Origin of the sequence: Devosia naphthalenivorans, assembly GCF_003056355.1 — a bacterium.
Classification (GTDB): Bacteria; Pseudomonadota; Alphaproteobacteria; order Rhizobiales; family Devosiaceae; genus Devosia; species Devosia naphthalenivorans.
The window spans coordinates 90,341-111,587 of the sequence record NZ_PYVW01000003.1 but is presented as its reverse complement, the minus strand read 5'-3'; the positions used below and the strand labels follow the sequence as shown (position 1 = coordinate 111,587).

General features: G+C 62.6%; 22 protein-coding genes. 13 read left to right on the top strand and 9 right to left on the bottom strand.

Annotation, left to right across the window (positions count from 1 at the left end; genetic code table 11):
- Window positions 1-164 precede the first annotated feature (164 nt).
- From C8264_RS06175 to C8264_RS06165, 3 genes are all read left to right on the top strand, one after another.
- On the top strand, window positions 165-899 hold the full coding sequence (locus tag C8264_RS06175; protein WP_108460104.1) for an SDR family NAD(P)-dependent oxidoreductase: 735 nt from the start codon (window positions 165-167) through the stop codon (window positions 897-899).
- 77 nt (window positions 900-976) lie between these two features.
- Window positions 977-1,576, top strand: coding sequence for an NADPH-dependent F420 reductase (locus C8264_RS06170; protein WP_108460103.1), 600 nt, complete (start codon window positions 977-979; stop codon window positions 1,574-1,576).
- 217 nt (window positions 1,577-1,793) lie between these two features.
- On the top strand, window positions 1,794-2,333 hold the full coding sequence (locus C8264_RS06165) for a cupin domain-containing protein (RefSeq protein WP_108460102.1): 540 nt from the start codon (window positions 1,794-1,796) through the stop codon (window positions 2,331-2,333).
- Window positions 2,334-2,420: 87 nt separating this feature from the next.
- Here C8264_RS06165 and C8264_RS06160 read toward each other — a convergent pair whose 3' ends face one another.
- Complete coding sequence (locus C8264_RS06160) at window positions 2,421-3,314, bottom strand: LysR family transcriptional regulator (protein ID WP_108460101.1); 894 nt, start codon at window positions 3,312-3,314, stop codon at window positions 2,421-2,423.
- A gap of 138 nt (window positions 3,315-3,452) precedes the next feature.
- Between C8264_RS06160 and C8264_RS06155 the strand changes: the two genes are divergently transcribed.
- Window positions 3,453-4,118, top strand: a complete 666-nt coding sequence (locus C8264_RS06155) for an NAD(P)-dependent oxidoreductase (protein ID WP_108460100.1) — start codon at window positions 3,453-3,455, stop codon at window positions 4,116-4,118.
- Here the strand turns inward: C8264_RS06155 and C8264_RS06150 are convergent.
- On the bottom strand, window positions 4,108-4,878 hold the full coding sequence (locus C8264_RS06150) for a FadR/GntR family transcriptional regulator (protein ID WP_108460099.1): 771 nt from the start codon (window positions 4,876-4,878) through the stop codon (window positions 4,108-4,110). The genes C8264_RS06155 and C8264_RS06150 overlap by 11 nt on opposite strands.
- A gap of 188 nt (window positions 4,879-5,066) precedes the next feature.
- On the opposite strand from C8264_RS06150, the gene C8264_RS06145 reads away from it, so the two are divergent.
- The 7 genes from C8264_RS06145 (at window position 5,067) to C8264_RS06115 (ending at window position 12,428) form a co-directional block, all read left to right on the top strand.
- Window positions 5,067-6,242, top strand: a complete 1,176-nt coding sequence (locus tag C8264_RS06145) for an enolase C-terminal domain-like protein (protein WP_108460098.1) — start codon at window positions 5,067-5,069, stop codon at window positions 6,240-6,242.
- A gap of 68 nt (window positions 6,243-6,310) precedes the next feature.
- The gene (locus C8264_RS06140; RefSeq protein ID WP_108460097.1) at window positions 6,311-7,408 is read left to right on the top strand and encodes a Gfo/Idh/MocA family protein; all 1,098 of its coding nucleotides are present in this window, start codon (window positions 6,311-6,313) and stop codon (window positions 7,406-7,408) included.
- Between the two features lie 41 nt (window positions 7,409-7,449).
- Window positions 7,450-8,091: a ThuA domain-containing protein gene (locus tag C8264_RS06135; protein WP_108460096.1), complete on the top strand. Its 642-nt coding sequence runs from the start codon at window positions 7,450-7,452 to the stop codon at window positions 8,089-8,091.
- Between the two features lie 97 nt (window positions 8,092-8,188).
- Window positions 8,189-9,481 (top strand): extracellular solute-binding protein, encoded by a 1,293-nt coding sequence (locus C8264_RS06130; RefSeq protein WP_108460095.1) that lies wholly within the window; start codon window positions 8,189-8,191, stop codon window positions 9,479-9,481.
- Between the two features lie 138 nt (window positions 9,482-9,619).
- The gene (locus tag C8264_RS06125; RefSeq protein WP_245892976.1) at window positions 9,620-10,480 is read left to right on the top strand and encodes a carbohydrate ABC transporter permease; all 861 of its coding nucleotides are present in this window, start codon (window positions 9,620-9,622) and stop codon (window positions 10,478-10,480) included.
- Window positions 10,473-11,348, top strand: a complete 876-nt coding sequence (locus tag C8264_RS06120) for a carbohydrate ABC transporter permease (protein ID WP_108460093.1) — start codon at window positions 10,473-10,475, stop codon at window positions 11,346-11,348. The genes C8264_RS06125 and C8264_RS06120 overlap by 8 nt, the downstream gene beginning before the upstream one ends.
- A 12-nt stretch (window positions 11,349-11,360) precedes the next feature.
- The gene (locus C8264_RS06115; RefSeq protein ID WP_108460092.1) at window positions 11,361-12,428 is read left to right on the top strand and encodes an ABC transporter ATP-binding protein; all 1,068 of its coding nucleotides are present in this window, start codon (window positions 11,361-11,363) and stop codon (window positions 12,426-12,428) included.
- A gap of 96 nt (window positions 12,429-12,524) precedes the next feature.
- On the opposite strand, the gene C8264_RS06110 is transcribed toward C8264_RS06115, so the two are convergent.
- The 6 genes from C8264_RS06110 to C8264_RS06085 all read right to left on the bottom strand — a co-directional run bounded on the left by C8264_RS06110 (window position 12,525) and on the right by C8264_RS06085 (window position 18,488).
- A complete protein-coding gene (locus tag C8264_RS06110; protein ID WP_108460091.1) occupies window positions 12,525-13,127 on the bottom strand; it encodes a histidine phosphatase family protein in 603 nt (200 codons plus the stop codon).
- On the bottom strand, window positions 13,124-14,158 hold the full coding sequence (locus tag C8264_RS06105; RefSeq protein ID WP_108460090.1) for an ABC transporter ATP-binding protein: 1,035 nt from the start codon (window positions 14,156-14,158) through the stop codon (window positions 13,124-13,126). Before C8264_RS06105 ends, C8264_RS06110 begins: the two co-directional genes overlap by 4 nt.
- Window positions 14,159-14,167: 9 nt before the next feature.
- A complete protein-coding gene (locus C8264_RS06100) occupies window positions 14,168-15,913 on the bottom strand; it encodes an ABC transporter permease (protein WP_108460089.1) in 1,746 nt (581 codons plus the stop codon).
- 55 nt (window positions 15,914-15,968) lie between these two features.
- Window positions 15,969-17,096: an ABC transporter substrate-binding protein gene (locus C8264_RS06095; RefSeq protein WP_108460088.1), complete on the bottom strand. Its 1,128-nt coding sequence runs from the start codon at window positions 17,094-17,096 to the stop codon at window positions 15,969-15,971.
- A gap of 131 nt (window positions 17,097-17,227) precedes the next feature.
- Window positions 17,228-18,064 (bottom strand): MurR/RpiR family transcriptional regulator, encoded by an 837-nt coding sequence (locus C8264_RS06090; protein ID WP_108460087.1) that lies wholly within the window; start codon window positions 18,062-18,064, stop codon window positions 17,228-17,230.
- A gap of 145 nt (window positions 18,065-18,209) precedes the next feature.
- The gene (locus tag C8264_RS06085) at window positions 18,210-18,488 is read right to left on the bottom strand and encodes a hypothetical protein (RefSeq protein WP_108460086.1); all 279 of its coding nucleotides are present in this window, start codon (window positions 18,486-18,488) and stop codon (window positions 18,210-18,212) included.
- Window positions 18,489-18,536: 48 nt separating this feature from the next.
- Here C8264_RS06085 and C8264_RS06080 point away from each other — a divergent pair, with 48 nt between their 5' ends.
- Both C8264_RS06080 and C8264_RS06075 read left to right on the top strand, forming a co-directional pair.
- Window positions 18,537-18,782, top strand: coding sequence for a hypothetical protein (locus C8264_RS06080; RefSeq protein WP_205245627.1), 246 nt, complete (start codon window positions 18,537-18,539; stop codon window positions 18,780-18,782).
- Window positions 18,783-19,088: 306 nt separating this feature from the next.
- Complete coding sequence (locus C8264_RS06075) at window positions 19,089-19,793, top strand: hypothetical protein (protein ID WP_108460085.1); 705 nt, start codon at window positions 19,089-19,091, stop codon at window positions 19,791-19,793.
- A 142-nt stretch (window positions 19,794-19,935) separates the two neighbouring features.
- Here the strand turns inward: C8264_RS06075 and C8264_RS06070 are convergent, their stop codons facing one another.
- Complete coding sequence (locus C8264_RS06070) at window positions 19,936-21,243, bottom strand: S8 family serine peptidase (protein ID WP_108460084.1); 1,308 nt, start codon at window positions 21,241-21,243, stop codon at window positions 19,936-19,938.
- Between the last annotated feature and the right edge of the window lie 4 nt (window positions 21,244-21,247).

The following is a 21,247-nucleotide window of genomic DNA, read 5'->3' as shown; positions in this document are numbered from 1 at the left end:
TTCCTCCGCCAATCACGCAGGCTATCATGAGATCCGATGTGAGTGTGGTGCGTTTTCGCACCACCCCTGTGTGGAGTTTCCCACTGAAGCTGGGCAGTGATCGCACCTAGCTCTGAACCGGACGCGACGACAGGTCCTGTCCATCAACAAGCAGGTTGCACATTATGACCAGACTGAATGGCAAGACCGCCGTGATCACCGGCGGCGCTACCGGCATCGGCCGCGCCGCGGCAAAGCGCTTCATCGAGGAGGGCGCCTTCGTCTTCATCTTCGGCCGCCGGCAGGAAGCGCTCGACGACGCCGTGGCCGAACTCGGACCCAGTGCCCGCGCGGTGAAAGGCTCGGTTTCCGACGAGGCCGACCTCGACCGCCTCTACGCGGCGGTGAAGGCCCAGCGGGGAACTCTCGATATCGTCTTCGCCAATGCCGGCGCGGGAAGCCAGCTCGCGCTGGGCGAGATCACCGCCGAGCACATCGACGAAACCTTCGGCACCAATGTGAAGGGTACGATCTTCACCATCCAGAAGGCGCTGCCGCTGATGGGTAAGGGCGGCTCGATCATCCTGACCGGATCGAGCGCCGGCACCACGGGCGCCCCCGCAATGAGCGCCTACAGTGCGAGCAAGGCGGCAGTGCGCAATCTCGCGCGGACCTGGGCGGAGGACCTGAAGGGCACCGGCATTCGGGTAAACGTGTTGTCGCCTGGTGCCACGGCGACCGAACTCGCCAAGGAGGCGCTGGGCGAGGAGGGGCAGAAGGCCTATGGCGCGATGACTCCGCTCCAGCGCATGGCAGATCCGGCGGAAATCGGGGCCGTGGCTGCCTTCCTCGCCTCGCCGGACAGCAGCTTCATGACCGCCAGCGAAGTCGCAGTCGACGGCGGCCTGGCACAACTCTGACGCACTACGCCCCAAACCGACGCTCCATTCGACTGTCCGGGGCGCCATAGGGTTCGATCAACCAAAGGAGAATTCATATGAGCTACGCAATTATCGGCTTCGGCGAAATCGGCCAGACATTGGCCAAGGCGTTTGCCCGCAAAGGCATCGAAGTATCGGTCGCAACCACGCGCGGCCCGGAAAGCTTTGCATCCGTTGCGGCCGCGATTGGACCCACGATCATTCCCAAGACGCTGGCCGAAGCGGTCAAGGCGGACATCATCTTTTTGGCTGTCCGATACGGCTCCCATCCAGATGTTGCGAAGGTTCTCCCCACCTGGGAGGGAAAGACCATCGTCGATGTGACCAATGCCTACGGCGTGCCGCTTGAGGAATTGGGCGGACAGCCTTCCGCCAAGGTCGTCGCGCAGGCCTTCGCTGACAGTAAAGTGGTCAAGGGCTTCAACCATCTGGTCGCTGCCGTCCTTGAACAGGACCCGGCCGTACATGGTGGCAGGAGAGTGGTGTTCCTGGCGAGCGATGACGACGGCGCCGCAGCGGAGGTCGGCACGCTTGCGGAAAGGCTCGGTTTCGCGCCGATCACGCTCGGCGGGCTTTCGGAAGGTGGATTGCTTGTACAGGCGCACGGAAATAGCTGGGGCCAACTGATCTTCAAGGACCTGGTCAAGTTCAGCTGAACGAAAATTCGTTGCGGCCAGCACGGGGCGGCCAGAACAGCGTTCGCGAGAACTGCTGTACTGCCGCCCTCGGCTTCACCGCGCCGGAAGCCACCAAGCTCAACGCCCAGGTCAATGGTAGCCGAGTGTTCCATCAGTGAGACGCTTTGTCTAAATCCGTCGTCTGCCGCTCGTTGGCAGGACGATCTATCTTGTTCATGTCCTCAGGAGAACCCACATGAGCAACAGCCAAGCGACCGAACCGACCACATTTCCAGCCGATGATCTCAGCCGCACCGCCACCATCGTCCATGCCGATGATCCAGGCCTTACCCATCTGGGCGTGGGGCCTGGCACCTACACGATCCTGATCTCCGGTGAGCAGACGGGCGGTCGTTATACGATGATCGACATGTTGGTGCCCGCCGGCGGTCCGCCGCCGCACCGCCATGATTTCGAGGAGATTTTCCACATCCTTGAAGGCGAGTTGGAAATTACCTTCCGCGGCGAGGTCCATCACGTCGGACCCGGACAGTCCATCAACATCCCGGCAAATGCCCCGCATGGCTTTCGCGTGGTGTCGGCCACTCCGGCCCGTTTCCTCTGCATCTGCCTGCCGGCAGGCCAGGAGGAATTCTTCAAGCTTGTTGGTGAAGTGCTGCCCACCCGCACCACGGCACCGACTCCGCCCACGCCGGAAATCCTGGCCGAGCGGGCCGCTATCATGATGGCCAATGCCGCCCGCTTTCACAGTGAATTTCTGCCGCCTCGCAGCTAGACGGCCTCTCTATAGCCGAACTCCAGGCGGTCGTTGTCATGCGTGCAGCGGCCGCCTGGCTTGTGCGGGAATTTCCCCGCGTGGCCATCACCATGCGACATAGGCCGCCAGCTCGTCCGGCGTACCCTTCGGGAAGGCCAGTCGCAAATGTTCGAGGAAGACAGACACCCGGGCGCTCAGCAGGCGGCGAGACGGATAGAGGGCCCATATCCTGATGTCCGGGGCGTCGATATCGCCCCAATGCACGAGGCGCCCGGCGGCCAGGTCATGGCTGACGAGCGATATCGGCAGCAGCCCGGCGCCGACGCCCGCCCTTACTGCATCGCGCACCATGGGCAGCGATGAGAGCTGGAGGATCGGATCGACCGCCAGGCTGATCGATCCTGCTGCCGAACGCAGGCTCCAGGCCGTTGCCCTATCGCCGGACACCCGGACAACCGCCGGAACCGGCGCGCCATCCGTGGGACGCACCAGGGTCGGGCTCGCGACCGCCACCAGCCGATCACTGAGAACTGCGCGTCCGACCAGAGTTTCATCAGGGCTCGGATTGACGCGGATCACCAAATCATAAGCCTCCTCGATCATGTCGACGGTGCGATCCTCGGTTGTCACCTCGAGCCGGATTTGCGGATATTTCATCGCGAACTCGGCGGCCAGTTTTCCCATCGCCGTCTGGGAGAATAGCAAGGGCGCGCTGATCCGCAGCCGGCCGCGCGGATTTTCGCCGCCCGAGGCAATCGCCGCTGCTGCCTCATCGAGTTCGGTTAGCAAGGCTCCCGTTCGCTCGAACAAGGCGCGCCCTTCTTCCGTGAGCTTCATAGCCCGGCCACCCCGTTCGAACAGGCGCAACTGCAGGCTGGCTTCCAGCTCGCTCACCCGGCGGGACAATGTCGCCTTGGGTCGCCCGGCCGCTCTTGCCGCTTTGCCGAACCCGCCGTGGCGAGCAACCAGATTGAAATCCGCGAGGGCGAGGAGATCCATGTGTTCCACCTGTGAGACATCGGGTCCAGATATAGCGCCTGTTGGATGCTGTGTGGATCACTAAGTTCAGGGTGCCTTCTCACTAACCGGAGTGACCCCAATGACCATCCTCGTAGCCGGTGCCAATGGAGAACGATCATGAGCACCTCTGCCATCCGAAGCCAAAATCACCCGACCAAAATCCTGGTGCTCGGCGCCACTGGCGCCACCGGCCGGCTGATCGTCGATAAGGCAATCGCCCAGGGATACAAAGTCACCGCCCTGGTGCGTTCCGCTGAAAAGGGCCGGGAGCTGGTTGGCACGAAGCTCGCCATTGGCGACGCCCGTGACGAAGCCGCCTTGCGTCAGGCACTCAAGGGGCAGGATGCGGTGATCAGTGCGTTGGGTACGCCGGCGAGCCCTTTCAAGGAGGTCACGCTGCTGTCGACGGCTACGCGGGCCCTGGTCAGCGCCATGAAGGCCGAGCAGGTTTCCCGGCTGGTGGCTATCACCGGCATGGGCGCCGGAGACAGCGTCGGGCATGGCGGTTTTGTCTTTGATCGCCTGATCTTCCCGCTGCTGCTGCGCAGGGTTTATGCCGACAAGAACCGGCAGGAAACCATCGTTCGGGAGAGTGGTCTGGATTGGGTCCTGGTGCGTCCCTCGGTCCTCAATGGCAAGCCAGAACGCGGTGCGTCTCGCGTGCTCGAAAACCTGTCGGAGTTTCAAGGCGGAACCATTGCGCGCGGCGACGTCGCCAGCTTCGTCATCGATCAGGTCAAGAGCGATACCTGGCTGCACCGCTCACCATTGATCACCTGGTGAGCGGCGAACGGTTTGCAGTGGCGCCGATGGCGTCACGCCGGTTGAGCTCGAGCATGCGAGCCATCTCCTTGCTGGCTAAGCTGCCATCACGCCGCTGAATGGCTTCCGCCACGCGTATATGCCCATCGCGCGATACCGGCTCGGATGCTTGCCGAAGCACCCCGTATTCATAGGATACGCGCAGCATCGTCACGATGAGGGGACGCATCTGGCGGAGCATGCCGTTGCCCGTCGCCTCCAGAATAGTGGCGTGAAACCGGCAGTCGGCAGCAAACATCGTCTGGGTATCGTCCTGCTCGGGGTGAAGCGCCATCGCGGCTTCGACGATTGTTTCGATCTGCTCCGGCGTTGCACGCTCGGCCGCCAGTTCTGCCGCGGCAGGCTCCAGGATTATGCGCAGTTCGGTGGTTTCGGCAAAGATGCGCACGAGGCGAGGATGCACAGGCTCGTGCCAGGAGACGACGTCGGCATCAAGCAGGTTCCACTCATCGATCGGGCGAACCCGGGTGCCGTATCGCCTTGCGGTTCGCACCAGGCCCTTGCCTGAGAGCACTTTGATAGCGTCACGGATCGTCGCGCGACTGACGCCAAGCGAGCCGGCCAGCTCCGATTCAGTCGGCATGACTTGTCCGGGCAGATAGGCGTCGTTGGCTATTCGGCGTCCCAGCGTGTCCACTGCCAGCTTGGCCGCGCCCGTCGGCAGTGCGTCACCGAAGCCGGGGACCATCAGCAGCGCCGTCTTATTTTCCGCCGTCAGCATCACGCAAACTCTTTTTGGTTCTTACATCTGATCTAGAATTGTGCAATGTGTTCATGTGCGCCGATCATGTCGTTGAAACATGACGCGCTGGAGGACACTGCCTTGCCGATGAGTTGCGTGGACGGGATAGCCGTTCGTCTGGAGTCGCGTTCGCATGCCGCTGTCGTGGCGTTTCTGGTCTGGCAAGCATGAAGATCGTTTCCATAGATACCTGTGTCGTCAACGCCATCCATCGCAACTGGATTTTCGTCAAGGTGCAGACCGACCAGCCTGGACTGCATGGCTGGGGCGAAGCCACGCTGGAATGGAAGACGAAATCGGTCCTTGGTGCAATAGAGGATCTCGGCGGTTTCGTCATCGGCGAGGATCCTCATCGCGTCGAACACCTCGTGCAGAAGATGCGTCGGTTCAGCTTCTGGCCGTTGGGTGTCATTGGCTTGACCGCATTGTCGGGCATCGAGCAGGCTTTGTGGGACATCAAGGGAAAGGCGCTTGGCGTGCCGGTCTGGCAATTGCTGGGCGGGCAGGTTCGCGACCATGCGCGGGTCTATACCCATCTGCTGCAAGGGCGCCAGGATCGGGCGATCGCTGCCGGCGACGTCGAAGGCTTCTGTGACGCCGTGCAGGAAACCGTCGAGATGGGGTATTCGGCCATCAAGCTCGGTCTCGTCCCATATACCGGCTATGACGCCTCCCTGCCGGCCTTGCGCCAAACCGAAAAGCTTGCCGTCGCCGTGCGCGAGCGGGTCGGGGACAGCGTTGATATCATGAGTGATTTTCATGGCCGGCCAGACTCGGCGCAGGCGGCCAAGGCGTTTATCGATGTCATCGCTCCGATACGGCCGATGTTTATCGAAGAACCCATCCAGCCGGGCGACCCGGAAGCGCTGGCGCAACTGGCCAAAACGGTTGCTTGTCCGCTGGCGACCGGCGAGCGCTTGCTGACCCCGCAGGAATATGCCGAACTGGCCCGGTTGCGTGCTGTCACCTATGTGCAGCCCGATCTTGCTCATTGCGGAGGGATCAGCGGCGGCCGGCGTATTGCCGCTATTGCCGAGGCGGCCTCCATGGGGGTGATGCCGCACAATCCGATGGGCCCGGTCGCGGGCGCTGCGGCCCTGCAGTTTGCTGTCGCCACCCCCAATTTCGTGATCCAGGAAGAAGCGGTGGGCCTGGCGCCCTGGTTCCGCGAGATTTGCGCCACTTTCCCGCTCGATCTGGTGAATGGCGGCTGGGCCGTGCCAACCGCTCCAGGGCTTGGGATCGAGATCGACGAGGCGGCGGCCAGCCGTCACCCTTATGCCCCCGAGATCATCCCCGCGCTGAGCGCCATTTTGCCCGATGGCAGCATCGCCAACTGGTAACCGCTCATTCCAACAGGCGCGGGCAGGGGACCTGCGCCTCAGGTGACAAGATTTAGAGGAAGTACATCATGGATAAAGTGGGTATCGGCATTGTTGGCCTGGGCAATATCTCGGCGGCATATCTCAAGGCTGCACAGAATTTTCCCGTGCTGGATATAAGGGCGGTCGCCGACCTGAACCCGGACGTCAGCAAGGCTCGCGGGCAGGAGTTCGGACTGCGTGCGGTCGCGCTCGATGATATCTTTGGCGATCCTTCGATCGACATCATTTTGAACCTGACCATTCCGCGCGCACACGTCGAGGTGGGCTTGCGTGCCATCGAGGCGGGCAAGCATGTCTACTCCGAGAAGCCGCTGGGGATAGCCTTTGCCGAAGGCAAGCGGCTGGTCGACGCAGCTGCCCAAAAAGGGCTGCGGGTCGGTTCGGCGCCTGATACTTTCCTGGGCGGCTCTCACCAGACCGCCCGCCACGTCGTTGATAGTGGCGCGCTGGGGCAAATAGTGGGCGGCACCGCCTATTTCATGTGTCCCGGCCATGAGCGCTGGCACCCGAACCCGGGCTTTTACTATGACCAGGGGGGCGGCCCCATGCTGGACATGGGACCTTACTACATCACCGATCTGGTCAACCTGCTGGGCCCGGTCAAGCAAGTGCTGGGCGTCGCGACGATGCTGCGCCAGACCCGCACGATCACGGCCAAGGAACGGGCTGGCGAGGTCATTCCGGTTCATGTGCCCACCCATGTTGCCGGCACGCTGATTTTCGCCAGCGGTGCCGTGGTGCAGGTCAGCATGAGCTTCGACGTGGCGGGCCACAGGCATCTGCCGCTCGAGATCTACGGAACGGATGGCTCGCTGATCGTTCCCGACCCGAACCATTTCGGCGGCCAGGTGGAGCTGCTCGAAAAGGGCGGCGAGTGGAAGAACGTCGCAACGGACCAGCCATACTGGGATGGCAATTTCCGCTCGATCGGGCTGGCCGATATGGCCGCCGCGCTGGTGACTGGTCGGGCGCATCGCTGCAATGGCGAGCTGGCCTTGCATGTCCTCGAGGTCATGGAAGCGTTTGGCACATCCGCCGAAACCGGCAAAGCCGTCTCCATGTCCACCACGCTCGACCGGCCGGAGCCGCTCTCGACATCCTTGTCGAACGGCCAATTGGCTTGAACAGCCAAGCCGATTTGCAACGCAAAACAACAGGAAAACCAATGCGCCAGGCACTTATCGTTTGGGGAGGCTGGGAAGGCCATGAGCCGCGTCAGGGCGCGGAAATCATCCAGGCATTTCTCGAGGAGGACGGCTTCGACGTCCGGCTGGAGAATACGACGCGGGCATTCGCGGACCCCGCCATCAGGGATTACAGCCTGATCGTGCCGATTTTCACCATGAGCAAGATCGAAAAGGATGAGGTCAGCAATCTGGAGGAGGCTGTCCGCGGTGGCGTGGGGCTGGCCGGCTATCATGGTGGCATGGCAGATGCGTTCCGCGATGCCGTGGAGTACCAGTTCATGGTGGGCGGCCAGTGGGTCGCCCATCCCGGCAACATCATCGACTACCACGTGGATGTCACCGCGAGCGACGATCCCGTGATGGCCGGAATAGAGCGGTTCCCCTATCGCTCGGAGCAGTACTACATGCACGCCGATCCCAGCAATCAGGTGCTGGCGACGACCACGTTCAACGGCGATCATGCTCCCTGGATCGACGGCGTCGTCATGCCGGTGGTCTGGAAGCGCCAGCACGGTCAGGGACGGGTGTTTTATTCCTCGCTGGGCCATGTGGCGAGCGAGTTCGAGGTGCCTCAGATGAAGACGATCTTGCGGCGCGGGATGAACTGGGCGGCGCGCTGAATGTGCCCCGCCTTTACGTATGCTTTAGTCTTGACTTACGTGCATCAAGGACGCAGGCTCATGAACTACGGGGCGTAGAACCCGGGAGGAGAAGCTCATGTTCATCAATTTTGGCCGCCTTGCGCGGCAGCGGGGGCTTTTTGCCCTCAGCGCTCTGGCGTTGCTGGCTGCAAGTGTGCCGGCGAATGCCCAGACGACCATCAAATGGCTTCATCTGGAAGCCAACCCCGACCGCCTCGCCACCTGGGAGGACATCGCTGCGTCCTACGAGGAAGCCAATCCGGGCGTCGATATCGAGTTCCAGTTCCTGGAAAACGAAGCTTTCAAGGCCAAGCTGCCGACGCTGCTGCAGTCCAGTGAAGCGCCTTCCATGTTCTATTCCTGGGGCGGCGGCGTATTGAAGGCGCAGTCCGAAACCGGTGCTATCCGCGATCTGACCGCTGCAATTGATGCTGACGGCGGCGCGTGGCGCAACGCAGTCAGTCCTGCCGCAATCGATGGCTTGAGCATCGACGGCAAGGTATGGGCTGCCCCGGTGCAATCGGGCCTCGTGTCCTTCTTCTACAACAAGGCGATGTTCGAAGAAGCGGGCGTCGATGCCACTTCGATCCAGACCTGGGATGATTTCCTCGCCGCGGTGCAAAAGCTCAAGGACGCGGGACTGACGCCAATCGCTGGTGGTGGTGGCGACAAATGGCCGATCCATTTCTACTGGAGCTATCTGGCCATGCGCGAGCTGGGCAAGGATGGCTTCGAAGCCGCGAAAGCCGGCGAAGGCTTCCAGGGCGAGGGCTTTGTCAAGGCCAGCCAGCACCTGGCCGATCTTGGCGCTCTCGAGCCATTCCAGGACGGCTATCTCGGCGCCACCTGGCCGGATACCCAAGCCGTTTTCGCCGATGGCCGCGCCGCCATGGTGCTGGGCTTTGAGAACATGGCAACTGCGTCCAACCAGGCCAACTCGGCCACCGATGGCAAGGGCCTGGCACAGGACCAGATCGGGCGTTTCCCCTTCCCATTGGTCGATGGCGGCGCTGGTGTCATCACCGACGATCTGGGCGGCCTCAATGGTTGGGTCGTCACCAAGGATGCACCGGCCGAAACCGAAGACTTCATCCACTACATGACCATCGAAAGCGCGCCGCTGCTGGCGGAACGCAACAATGTTCTGCCCACGGCTGTCGGGTCGGACGCGAATGTGAAGGACCCGAGCCTTGCCGATAGCGCTGCCCAGATGGCCAAGGCCACCTGGCACCAGAACTATCTCGATCAGGATCTGGGACCAAACGTTGGCCGCGTGGTCAATGACATGTCCGTGGAACTGGTCTCGGGTGGCGTGACGCCTGAAGACGCGCTCCAGCAGATCCAGGATGCCTTCTCGATGGAAATGTAAGCTGTGGGGGCGGCTCTCTCCCGGGCCGCCTCCTCCGTTCGTTCGTCAAGCCGATAGGTTTCCATGAGCCAGATTGCGCCCGCTCCGGCCCTCAGCGTACCAGCAGCTACCACGCGCGCCCGGGCTCGCCGCTCCGGGATGCGCGGCAAGTGGCCTGTCATCATCCTGTTCCTGCCGCCCGCTCTCCTTCTATTTACGCTCTTTGTCATCCTGCCGATGGGGGAGGCGGCCTGGTACTCGTTCTTCAACTGGAACGGCTATGGGCTGCCTGACCAATGGGTGGGCTGGAAGAACTACGAGCTGATCTTCAGGCAAAGCGCGTTCCGCAACGCCCTGGTCAACAATGGTTTGATCATCGTCGCTTCGATCTGCATCCAGATCCCGCTGGCGCTTTGGCTCGCGACAATGGTCACCAAGCACATCAAAGGCGCCCTGGTCTTTCGCCTGATCTTCTTTTTACCCTATGTGCTCGCCGACGTTGCCGCCGGCATGATCTGGCGCTTTGTATATGACGGCGAGTTTGGCCTGGTCGCCAACATCGCGGAGTTCTTCGGTCAGGAGCCGCCATTCTGGCTCGCTGACAAGAACGTAGCGTTCTACGCTGTTCTGGGCGTGATCGTCTGGAAGTATTTCGGCTTCCACATGATGCTGTTCATCGCTGGCCTGCAAGCCATCGACAAGAGCGTGCTGGAAGCCGCCGATATCGATGGCGCCACCGGCTGGCAGAAATTCATGAAGGTCACCCTGCCATTGCTGGGGTCGACTGTCCGGTTGTCGGTGTTCTTTGCGGTGGTCGGTTCATTGCAACTGTTCGACATGATCATGCCCCTGACAGGCGGGGGGCCCTCGAACTCAACCCAGACGCTGGTCACCTTCCTCTACAGTTTCGGCGTAATGCGGATGCAGGTCGGCTTCGGCTCGGCGGTTGGCGTCGTGCTGTTCGTGATCTGCGTCACCCTCGCGTTCAGCTACAAGCGGATATTCATGCGCAATGACTGACACCGCCCCACCCATCGACGCCGCTTCCGCGCCCACCAGCGGGCACAGCCTGGGCATTCGCACCAGGACCTATCTCTATGCCGCGCTGTTGATCGTGGCAGCCGTGGTGCTGGTTCCGCTCGTCACCACCGCCTTGGGCGGTTTCAAGACGCTGGGCGATTTGCGCGGCAACGCCTTTGGGTTGCCGCAAACCTGGATGTTTTCCAACTATACCGACATCCTCGTCAGCCAACGCTATTGGCTTCAAATGGGCAATTCGCTCCTGATCGCCGGGCTCACCGTCTTCCTGGTACTGACCCTGGCGGCGATGGCGGCATTCGTCTTTGCCCATGTGAAGTTCTTTGGCTCCCAGCACCTGCTCAACTACTTCCTGATCGGGCTGATGTTCCCGGCAGCCACCGCCATCCTGCCGCTCTTTATCCGCATTCGCGACCTGGGCCTCCTCGATACCTATTGGGGGGTCGTCCTGCCTCAAGCCGCTTTTGGGCTCGGCATGAGTATCCTGCTTTTCCGCAACTACTTCCGCGGCATGCCATTGGAACTGTTCGACGCGGCCTTCGTGGATGGGGCCGGATATTTCCGGTTCTTCTGGCACATAACCCTGCCGCTCAGTCGCCCCATCATCGCAACGGTCGGCATCATTTCCTTCGTGGGAAGCTGGAACAGCTACATCCTGCCGCTGATCCTGCTCAATTCGGAATCCAAATACCCCTGGCCCCTGGGCATCATGGTCTACCGGGGCGAGTTCAGCACCGATTGGCAATTGATCCTGGCGTTCATCACGCTGACCATCACCCCCACCATCATCGTGTTCTTTGTCGCGCAGAAACACATCATTGCCGGCCTGACCGCTGGCGCCGTCAAATAATCGGAGTTCATCATGGCCGGTCTTGAGCTGCGCAACATCTCCAAGAGCTACGGCGCCGTGTCCGTGATCGAGGGGATCAACCTTGAGGTCACTGACGGTGAGTTTGTGGCGCTTGTCGGTCCCTCCGGCTGCGGCAAATCCACGATTTTGCGCATGATCGCCGGCCTGGAGGACATAACGGGCGGCGACATTTCGATCGGGGGTGAGATCGTCAACGACCTCACGCCCAAGGAGCGCAACATCGCCATGGTGTTCCAGAGCTACGCGCTCTATCCACACATGAACGTCTACCGCAACATGGCCTTCAATCTGGAACTGGCGGGCAAGCCAAAGGCCGAAATCGACCGGCGTGTAAGAGCCGCTGCCACCATGCTTGAGCTTGAGCCGCTGCTCGACCGCAAACCAAGTCAACTCTCGGGCGGTCAACGCCAGCGCGTTGCCATGGGCCGCGCATTGGTTCGCGACCCATCCGTGTTCCTGTTCGATGAGCCCTTGTCCAATCTGGATGCGAAACTGCGGGTGCAGATGCGCTCCGAGATCAAGCAATTGCACAAGAAGGTTGGCGTTACCTCGGTCTACGTGACCCATGACCAGGTCGAGGCCATGACGCTGGCCGATCGTGTCGTGGTGCTCAACAAGGGCATCATCCAGCAAGCCGGGTCGCCAATGGAGCTGTATCGGCAGCCGGCAAATACATTTGTAGCCGGCTTCATCGGCTCACCAGCCATGAACTTTTTCGAGGCAACCATCGTCGGTGGCGCGGCCCGAACGGCGCCGGGCGTATCATTCGAGTTCCGGCCCGCGTCCCGCCTGACAGAGGGGCAGCCCGTAACCGTGGGTGTCCGCCCCGAGCACTTCCAGCGCACAGGCCAGGGGCCGGGCCTGACCGGGCCCGTCAGCATTGTTGAGCCCACGGGCGGCCAGACGTTTGTCACCGTTGACCTAGCTGGACAGCCCACTGTCGTGACCGTCAGCGGCGACGACCTGGTCGAGGCGGAAACCAACCTGACGCTCTACACGTCTCCACAGCAGGTCTACGTCTTCGACAGGGAAACCGGCACCCGCTTGAGCGAGAATTGAGGACGGCCAAAGTTCGGTGCCGGCTGAGGTGTGGGCATGAACTCAGCAGTCAGGCAGACCTGAGCGGTGCGTTTTGGGCCCGATTTGAAACCTTAGTCAGTCCGGCGCATCAAGCACCGGCCCGCCTGGGGCGAAGTTGAAAACTTCGAGGCGCATTTCGGTCTCGGCCGGCTTGTTGGCAAGGATGGTCAGGCTCCCCGGTCCCACGGGGATGATGCGCTTCGGTGCGAGCCCCAGCAGGGTTTGAAGTAGCGCCCGAATGACCCCGCCGTGGCAGACCACCAGTAGCCTCTTGGCCGTCCCGGACTCGCTCAGCACAGCATTGGCCGTGCGCAGGGAGAAGTCCTGCCAGTGTTCGCCCCCGGGGGGTGCAAAAGTTCCGGCGCGCCAGCCTCGATAGGCCTCAGCATCCGCAGCGATGATGTCGGCAATCGGAAGGCCGGTCCAATCGCCAACATTGACCTCGCGCAGCCTGGCATCCTGCCGGGCATCTGGGTAGCCCAGCAGGGACGCGGTCTGATGTGCGCGGCGCAGGTCCGAAGTTATGACACGGTCAGGCGCCAGTTGCGCCACTGTCGCTGCCAAGGCAATCGCTTGCGCCTCGCCCTGGGACGACAGCGCAATATCGGCCTGTCCCTGCAGGCGACGAACCGCGTTCCATTCGGATTCGCCGTGGCGGACAAGGAAAAGCCGCCTCATGACAGGCGCTCCCCATTGGGGGCGAACATCGCGGCAGGAGTTTCCGGCAGGCCAAAATGCACCATGTCGCCTATCTGCAGGCGGGGCGCATTGTCGACCACGGCAGTGACGCGTAGCGGACCCTGCGTTCCCGTCAACATGGTGCGGCCCGCGACCGGGCTGGCTTCGGCAAATTCAAACGCCATGCTGTTGGCCGAGGCCTCGGCGCTGCTCGTGATATTCTCGGGCCGATACATGGCCAGGGCGTCGGCCCGCAGGCCCTTGGCGTGCTGCTCCGGTAGCATGGATACGGGCACCAGATTGGCCGGTGGCGTGCCAACGAACGTGGCGACAAAAGCCGTGGCCGGGTCGCGCACCAATTCCTCCGGTGTCCCGAACTGCTCGATCTTGCCGCCATTGAGCACGGCGACATGGCTGGCCATGGTCATGGCCTCGACCTGGTCATGGGTGACATAGACCGAAGTCGCTCCAGTGGCGCGATGCACCCGCAGCAGTTCAGTACGCATCTCCACGCGGAGCTTGGCGTCAAGGTTGGACAAAGGCTCGTCGAACAGCAGGATGGCGGGTCGCGGGGCGATCATGCGGGCGATGGCGACGCGCTGCTGCTGGCCGCCGGAAATCTCGTTGGGATAGCGGGCGGCCAGTGCCTCGATGCCGAGCATGGCCAGCACTTCGCTGACGCGCGCCTGCCGGTCCGGCTTGCTCATGCCCGCGACCTTGAGGGGCCAGTCGACATTCCCCGCCACGGTCATGTGCGGCCAGAGCGCATAGGACTGGAACACGAGGCCCGTATTGCGTTTGGCCGGGTCGATCATCCAGCCCTTGTCGCCGTCCGATACGGTGTCGTCGCCGAACTGCACCGTTCCTCCGCTGGGCAGTTCCAGCCCCGCCAGCATGCGCAGCATGGTGGATTTGCCGCAGCCGGAAGGGCCGACCAGCACCAGAAAGGCGCCTTGCGGTACCTCGAAGGACATGTGGTCGACGGCCTGGAAGGTGTCGAAAGTCTTGGTCAGTTTTTCAATGCGGATCATGATGATGACTTACGATTTGAGCCAGGGCTGCGACTTGGCCTGCAACTGGTTGGCAAGCAGGGTCGCGGCGATCGAGATCACGAGGATCACGACGGTGATGGCATTGGCGAATTGGGTGAAGCCTTCCGAGGCATAGCGGTAGGCCAGAACCGACAAGAGCGGCGTGGTCGGGGTGAACAGCAGCACCACCAGCGACAGATCGCGCATGATCTTGACGAAGACGATCAACCCGCCTGCCGCGAGGCCCCGGCTGGCCAGCGGCACGGTGATGGCGGTGAGCCGCCGCAGGAAGCCGGCGCCGGTCATGCGGGCACTTTCGTCGAGGTCGCCTGACACTTGCTGGATGACGGCGCGACCGGTCTGCACCGAAAAAGGCAGCAGATAGGCCGTGCCGGCGATGAGCAGCAGCCAGAAGGTGCCGTAGAGTGCCGGGAAGGGCCCAATCGGCGCGCCGAACAGCGCGATATAGGCGGCGCCAAAGGCGATGCCAGGCACCAGCAGCGGCAGGAAGCTGACCTGGTTGATGATGCCGGCCAGCGGCCCCTTGCCGTCGCGGGCCAGCACGAAGGCGACGATGAGCCCGATGATGGTCGTCGTGACGGCCACGGTGATGCCCAAGCCGACCGTGAGCCCGGTCGCCGACACGATGAAGGGATTGGACCAGATGCCTGCCTGGCCCTGTGCGATGGAGGGATCGGAGAGCCCGGTCCAGTAGTGCAGCGTCCAGTTGGAGAACAGCGCCGAGGAGGCGGGCGCCAGCGAGGAGGCGATGAGGATTGCCACCGGGACGAGCGTGGTGAGGAGGCAGATCAATCCCGCAACCGAGAGCAGCGGCAGCCGCGCGGCGCGCAGTTCGAACCGCTTGGCCCGGCCGCCCTTGCCGGTGATGGTGGCATAGGACCGGCGGCCGGAAATGACCTTGTTGCCCAGCCACAGGAACAGCGCCGAAACCAGGATCAGCAGGATGGCGACGACATAGCCGCGCTCGGTCTGGCCCACTTCGATGAGGCCATAGAGGCGGGTCGCCATGGTCTGCATGCGCACGGGCAGGCCAAGTAGGGCAGGGGCTGCGAAATTGGATACGGCGCCGGCAAAGGTCAGCGACGCTCCGGCCACGACTGCGGGGAGGGCGACGGGCAACACGATGCCGAGCAGGATACGGCTGCGCTTGGCGCCAGCCATCTGTGCGGCTTCGACCAGGTCGGAATTGACCGTCGCAAGCGCCGCGGCGATGACTGTGAAGGCCAACGAATAATAGTGCGCGATCAGGACGATTAGCGTCGGCACCATGCCCCAGGCCAGCCAGTCGGGAATGGTCAATCCCAAGCCTTCGAGAAAGCCCGTCTGTCCGCCGACCCGCGAATTGCGGAACAGCGAACCCCAGGCGAGCGCCGTGGCAAAGCTGGGGATCATGAAGGGCAGGGTGGCCAGAAGCCCGATGGTACGCCGGAACGGCATGTCGGTCATGACCACGAGCCAAGCGAGAAAGCCCCCGATAAGCACGCAGCCGCAGGCCACCCCGACGCCCAGGATCAGCGTGTTGCCGAGCGGCAGCCAGAGCAGGTTCTTCGATAGCCTGCCATGGGTAACGTCGCTCCAGGCGGTGATGGCGTCAGGCGCCAGCGTTTCGAAGAGGATGCGCAGCAGTGGCGCCGCAACGAGCACGCCCAGGATGGCCAGCACGAAGAGCTTGAGCGCCAGGCGCCCGTTGATCGGGAAAGGTCGCGCCATGGGGCGGGCAGGGGCGATGGACATGGTGGATTGGGCCTTGTTGGCTCCCGGCCTGAGCCGGGAGCCGTTGCAACGACGTCTACTGCAGCGACAGGATCAGATCGCCGACATCCTGGCGAATCTGGGCCGTGGCCGCCGGGTCGATCGACCAGGCGGAGAAATCGGCGAGCGGCACCGCATCGGGATGGCTGGCGATATCGCTGCGGGTGGCATAGTCGCCGGCCACGTAGAACGGCTTGAAGCCTTCGCCGCCGGTTTCGCTGTCGTCACCCATCAGGAAGTCGATGACCAGGCGCGCGGCGGCTGGGTGAGCGGAGGTGGACGATACGGCAAGCACCGCCGGGAAGATGATGCCATTGGCCGGCGTCACGTCGTTGGCCACCTGCAGCGCCCAGCCCTCGTCCTCATTGTCGCGACGATCCGAATAGGAGGTGAAGCCGACCGGTGGATTGTCCTGGCCAAGCGCGCCGATTGCGGCGTTCACGTCGTCGGTCGAGGACACCATGATGACGTCGTTCTCGAACAGGTCGACGATGAACTGCTGGCCGGCATTCTCGATGCCATCGTCGAGCGCGATCGGCTGGCCGAACTCCGCCTCGTAGGCGCTGGCCATCTCGTCCGAACGCAGCACGATCTCGGTCATCAGGTCGAGGTAATCGCCGCGCTGCAGCGGGTCCACCATGATGACGCGGCCGGTCCAGTCCTCCGTGGTCAGCTCCCAGAGATTGCTGACCGGCGTGCCGTCCGGGTTGGCTTCCTCGTTATACATCAGCACCTTGGTCGACAGGCGCTGTGCCAACAGCGGGTTCTTCTCGCTGTTATCGAGCAGCGGCACCACGCGCGGCGGCACGTATTGCGTAACGAGGCCGGGGCCGAGCAGTTCGGCGAATACCACCGGCGCATCGGATATATAAACGACATCGACGCTGGCGATGCCGGCGCTGGCTTCTGCCTTGATGCGGGTGATCTGCTCGGTGGAGCTCATGTCGTGGCTGACCATGTCGATGCCCGGATAGGCAGCCTCGAATGCCGCTTCCACCGCGGCGATGCGGCTGGTGAAGGCGTACACCGTCACCGTGCCCTCGGCCTGTGCCAGCGGCAGCAATTCTTCAGGGGTCATCGCATCCAGCGCGGCCAGCGGCTGCGCGGCGGCGGGGAGCGCCAGCGCCATGAATGCGGTCGAGATCAGCAGCGTCTTCTTGTCCATCAAATCCTCCTCAGGAATAGACACATCATGCGTCCTGTTGGATGCATGGGCATTTGCACGATCTATATGACGTGCATGTGAACTTGCAGCAATCGGTCGTGCACGTTGCCTCCGCTTGCACGGCGCGGTCTTCAGTCGAAGGTATCGATCAGTTGGCCCAGTGTTTCCAGATGCTGCAGCGAAGCCTTCGGATCTTCCTTGGCCATGCTCAGCACCAGGCCATTGCAGATTGCCATCGGAACGGTCAGCGTCTGGAACGCATCCTGAGACCCAGCGCGCGGCGCAAACAGCAGGTGGTCGGCGGCCGGAACCAGCGAGGGTCCGACACTGCCTGAAATGACCACCGATGCAGCACCAACACTACGGGCATGGTTCATCAGTGGCCCATAATGGGTCGGCTGGCGGCGAAAGGCGAAGCCGACGATGGAATCGCTGGCACTCATGCCCAGCACCTGTTCGGCCAGGTCCCGGCCTTCGCCCTCCAACACCACGGTGTCGCGCCCCATGCGGCGCAGGCGACGGTCGATCAGCACGGCCAGCGCCTCGGCATTGCCACGCGCGAAAATGTAGATTCGCCGCGCCTTGAGCAGGACGCGCGCCGCGGCGATGATCTTGCCGTCATCAACATAGCTCTCGAGCCCGGCCAGCGCTTCCATTTCCCGGCCGACGAGGTCGGTCAAAAGGCCTGCCGTGCTGGTCTGCTGCAAGGTGTTGCGCACCCGCGTTGCCGGATCGGTGCGGACGATGAATTCTTCCTGGATTGCGGCGCGAAAGCCGGCATAATTAGGATAGCCCAGTTTCTTGGCGAGCCGCGATGCGGTAGCTTCGTGCACGCCAATGCGGTGGGCCAGATCGCTGGCTGTACCAAGGGCGATGTCGCGGGGGCTCGCAATCACCTGCTTGATCAGCAGTTGCTCTGCCGGCGTCAGGCTGTCGGCCACGTCCTTCACGCGCTCAAGTACAGACATATTCCCTCCGTTCGAGGGAGACTAACGCTATGCAAGTAATCTTGCAAGCCAATTAATCAATGCACGTGACCTTGCATTGCGGCGCCTATGTCCAGGCCGGTTCAGGCACCCACGCGAGTGGGTGCCTGTTTTGGATAGACGGCGATTAGTCGTCGTCACCATCGTCATCGTCTTCCCAGCGATCGTCATCGTCGTCGTCCCAACGGTCGTCGTCGTCATCATCGTCACGGTCATCGTACCAGCGCGGGCCGGACTTGTGCGACCAGGAACGGCGATCGTCATCGTCATCGGCGACAAGGATCGTGACCTTGTCAGCGACAACTGGCTTGCCCGGCAGCGTTTCGACCTCGAGCGCCATGCTGAGGCTGGTGCCGGCCATCAGCAGGGCCAGGGCGGCGGCGGTGGTCTTGAGATATCTGGTCATGGTCTGTCCTTTCGTTGTTCGAGGGCTCAATCGTCACCGTCGGACGAGTTGGACGATGAGTTCGAGCTGGAGTTCGATGAGGAATTGCTGCTCGAATTGGACGATGAGTTGCTGCTCGAATTCGAAGAGCTGTTTGAGTTCGAATTGGATGAGCTATTGGAACTCGAATTGGATGAGCTATTGGAACTCGAATTGGACGAGCCGTTGGAACTCGAATTGCTGTTCGAATTGGAGTTCGAGTTCGAGTTCGAATTGCTTGAACTGCCGGACCAGGTGTTGTTGCGCTGGTCGTAGACCCGCTTGCTCCAACGCGAATCGGCGACGAGCATGGTTTCGCCTGCGACAGCCTGCGGCTGCGGATCGACGACGCCATAGGCCTGGGCAGGCGCGTTGGCAGCCATCATGCCGGCAATCGCCAGTGTGGTTATCGTGATGGTTTTACCCATTGGGCTTTCCTTTCAGCTTGCGGAGCAGTGCCGCTCCACACAGCAAGACGGATGGGGACCAAAACTATTCCGCAGAATTTTTCAGCCTCGCCGAAGGAATAAATCCGGAGCCGGTGCGTCTGCTGCTGACGAGACCCGCTATGGAGATGTCGCCATGTTTGCCCGGCCCAAGCCGATCATCCGCTTTCTTTGTTCACCGGAAGACGAGGGCGTTATCGCGCCGCCCGTGTTGTCAAAGACGCATTTGCCGGACTGGTTTCGCAAACTTCCAGCGGTCGATCCAGCCAAGGTCAGCCCCAACGATACCGGCCTCACCGTCAAGCGCTGCATGCCGTTCCTCGACGCCATGATGACGGGTTACATCATCCCGCTCGCCGCGACCGTGCGGCTCGATATCAGCAATGATGGACAGACGGTGACGGCGGGCTGGGATTTCGACAAGACCATGGTTTCCAACCATGGCAGCCACCAGGTGGCGGGCAATCCCCGCAGCGCACTGCCCCCGTGCAAGTTTCACAATTACTGGTCGATCCGCACCCCCAAGGGCTGGAGTTGCCTTTTCGTGCCGCTGCTCAACCGCACCAATCCGCTGTTCGAGCCGGTCGCCGGCATTGTCGACACCGATAGCTATGTCGCGCCGATCCACTTTCCGTTCTTCGCCCATGGCCCGGACGGATTGCATGAGATCGAAAAGGGCACCCCGTTGGTGCAGGTCATTCCCTTCGAGCGCGCCTCGACCCAAATCGAGGCCCAGATTGGCGCCGAGAATGTGGTTGAAGCGGCCGAACGGCGATCGGTGTTCCGCAACACGCTGGCCAGTCCCGGCTGGTATCGCCGCTTCGCCCGTGCCGCCCGCTAGCGCCGGTCGACATTCACTGATGCTTGGCCTGCAAAATGGTAGTCTTCTGCGCTTCCGGTCCTCACGTACCTAAACGTACGCTGCGGGCCGGTGCTCGAAAACCACCATTTTCGGCTAATCCTGAGATGAATGTCGATTGGCCCTAGCAGGGCGACGGTATCTGCACGAGGCCCCAGCCGAACACTGGATCACGGCCGGGCTCGCCTAGATCCCTGCTGGTTTGGGTCAGCGCATCGAGCGCGTCGGCAACCGGCGCGCCTTGGGCCATGGCCGCAGCCAGGGCGGTGGTGACGAAGGGGACAGCGAACGAAGTTCCTGTCTGCGGCCGAACGCCGGAAATGGAGGCGGCGGTCGAAATCCCGACCCCGGGCGCGGCAAAGCTTACATGTTCGCCCTGCACCGCCCGGCGGTAGATATTGGCGCGTCCATCCACCGCCGTTACCGCCACGACATCGGGATAAGCCGCCGGAAACAGCGGCGCCGCTCGCGGGCCAGCATTGCCCACAGCCGCCACCAATGGAATGCCGGCCGCCTGCAAGCGCTGCACCGCCGCGGCCAGAACTGGATTGTCAGGTCCGGCGAGGCTCAGGTTCGCGACGTCCACGCCGGCCCCGCCCAACCGGTCCAGCGCCTCTGCCAAGGCGAACACATCGCTGCGCTCATCCGTCCCGACCCGTCCAAAAGGATCGACCACCAGCAAGTTGGCTGCCGGCGCCAGGCCCGGAACGCGGCTTGCCGCATCCCCGACAAACAGGGCCACGACCGCCGTACCGTGTTTGAGCTCGGACGGCTCGGTGCCGGCGCTGCCAATGGTTTGGAGCGTCAGCCGGGCATCGGAGAGCATGTCGTGTTCGAGATTGACGCCGGTGTCGACCACCCCGATGGTCGGTTCGAACCGGCACAGCGGTTCGACCGATACAGGTGGCCAGCTGACCGCATCCCAATGGGCGCAGATGGCGCCCTCGCATCCTTCGGGCACGGCCTGGCTGCGATAGTAGCTGTTGGGCCCGGCCAGGGCCGCTGGGGCTGCGAGCCGCACGGCTTCGAGTGCCGCCGGCACGTCCAGATCGTCCGGCAATTGCAGCAGCAGCCGCTCCTCGCTTTCGCCAAGCACCGAGAAGCCTTGAGCGATGAGACTTTGCCGCCCGGCGCCGTCCAACCGCTCCACTACGATCTGGTCATCGGCCTGGTCCGGCAGCACGACAACCGGCACCGGCACCGGCGCTGGCGCACGCCGGCCGAAGACATAACCGCCGGTCCACTCGTCATCATCATCATCGTCACTGTCATCACTGTCGGAGCCGTAATCGTCGTCGTCATCGTCATCGTCGTCATCATCCTGCGCCCAGGCAGTGCCGACGAGCCATGGTGACGAGAGCAATGGCGGCAGGGCGACGAGCCCCATGGCTATGAGCAAAGCGCGCATTGTGGTGCGGGGCCAAGGCGGCATGAAA

Bases quoted from the DNA above. Each gene is read 5' to 3' on its own strand.
- C8264_RS06165 (WP_108460102.1), top strand. From the start codon at position 1,794: ATGAGCAACAGCCAAGCGACCGAACCGACCACATTTCCAGCCGATGAT.
- C8264_RS06095 (WP_108460088.1), bottom strand. From the start codon at position 17,096: ATGGACAAGAAGACGCTGCTGATCTCGACCGCATTCATGGCGCTGGCG.
- C8264_RS06115 (WP_108460092.1), top strand. From the start codon at position 11,361: ATGGCCGGTCTTGAGCTGCGCAACATCTCCAAGAGCTACGGCGCCGTG.
- C8264_RS06155 (WP_108460100.1), top strand. From the start codon at position 3,453: ATGAGCACCTCTGCCATCCGAAGCCAAAATCACCCGACCAAAATCCTG.
- C8264_RS06145 (WP_108460098.1), top strand. From the start codon at position 5,067: ATGAAGATCGTTTCCATAGATACCTGTGTCGTCAACGCCATCCATCGC.
- C8264_RS06175 (WP_108460104.1), top strand. From the start codon at position 165: ATGACCAGACTGAATGGCAAGACCGCCGTGATCACCGGCGGCGCTACC.
- C8264_RS06120 (WP_108460093.1), top strand. From the start codon at position 10,473: ATGACTGACACCGCCCCACCCATCGACGCCGCTTCCGCGCCCACCAGC.
- C8264_RS06125 (WP_245892976.1), top strand. From the start codon at position 9,620: ATGCGCGGCAAGTGGCCTGTCATCATCCTGTTCCTGCCGCCCGCTCTC.
- C8264_RS06110 (WP_108460091.1), bottom strand. From the start codon at position 13,127: ATGAGGCGGCTTTTCCTTGTCCGCCACGGCGAATCCGAATGGAACGCG.
- C8264_RS06085 (WP_108460086.1), bottom strand. From the start codon at position 18,488: ATGACCAGATATCTCAAGACCACCGCCGCCGCCCTGGCCCTGCTGATG.
- C8264_RS06170 (WP_108460103.1), top strand. From the start codon at position 977: ATGAGCTACGCAATTATCGGCTTCGGCGAAATCGGCCAGACATTGGCC.
- C8264_RS06070 (WP_108460084.1), bottom strand. From the start codon at position 21,243: ATGCCGCCTTGGCCCCGCACCACAATGCGCGCTTTGCTCATAGCCATG.
- C8264_RS06150 (WP_108460099.1), bottom strand. From the start codon at position 4,878: ATGCTGACGGCGGAAAATAAGACGGCGCTGCTGATGGTCCCCGGCTTC.
- C8264_RS06135 (WP_108460096.1), top strand. From the start codon at position 7,450: ATGCGCCAGGCACTTATCGTTTGGGGAGGCTGGGAAGGCCATGAGCCG.
- C8264_RS06160 (WP_108460101.1), bottom strand. From the start codon at position 3,314: ATGGATCTCCTCGCCCTCGCGGATTTCAATCTGGTTGCTCGCCACGGC.
- C8264_RS06105 (WP_108460090.1), bottom strand. From the start codon at position 14,158: ATGATCCGCATTGAAAAACTGACCAAGACTTTCGACACCTTCCAGGCC.
- C8264_RS06100 (WP_108460089.1), bottom strand. From the start codon at position 15,913: ATGTCCATCGCCCCTGCCCGCCCCATGGCGCGACCTTTCCCGATCAAC.
- C8264_RS06075 (WP_108460085.1), top strand. From the start codon at position 19,089: ATGTTTGCCCGGCCCAAGCCGATCATCCGCTTTCTTTGTTCACCGGAA.
- C8264_RS06140 (WP_108460097.1), top strand. From the start codon at position 6,311: ATGGATAAAGTGGGTATCGGCATTGTTGGCCTGGGCAATATCTCGGCG.
- C8264_RS06090 (WP_108460087.1), bottom strand. From the start codon at position 18,064: ATGTCTGTACTTGAGCGCGTGAAGGACGTGGCCGACAGCCTGACGCCG.
- C8264_RS06130 (WP_108460095.1), top strand. From the start codon at position 8,189: ATGTTCATCAATTTTGGCCGCCTTGCGCGGCAGCGGGGGCTTTTTGCC.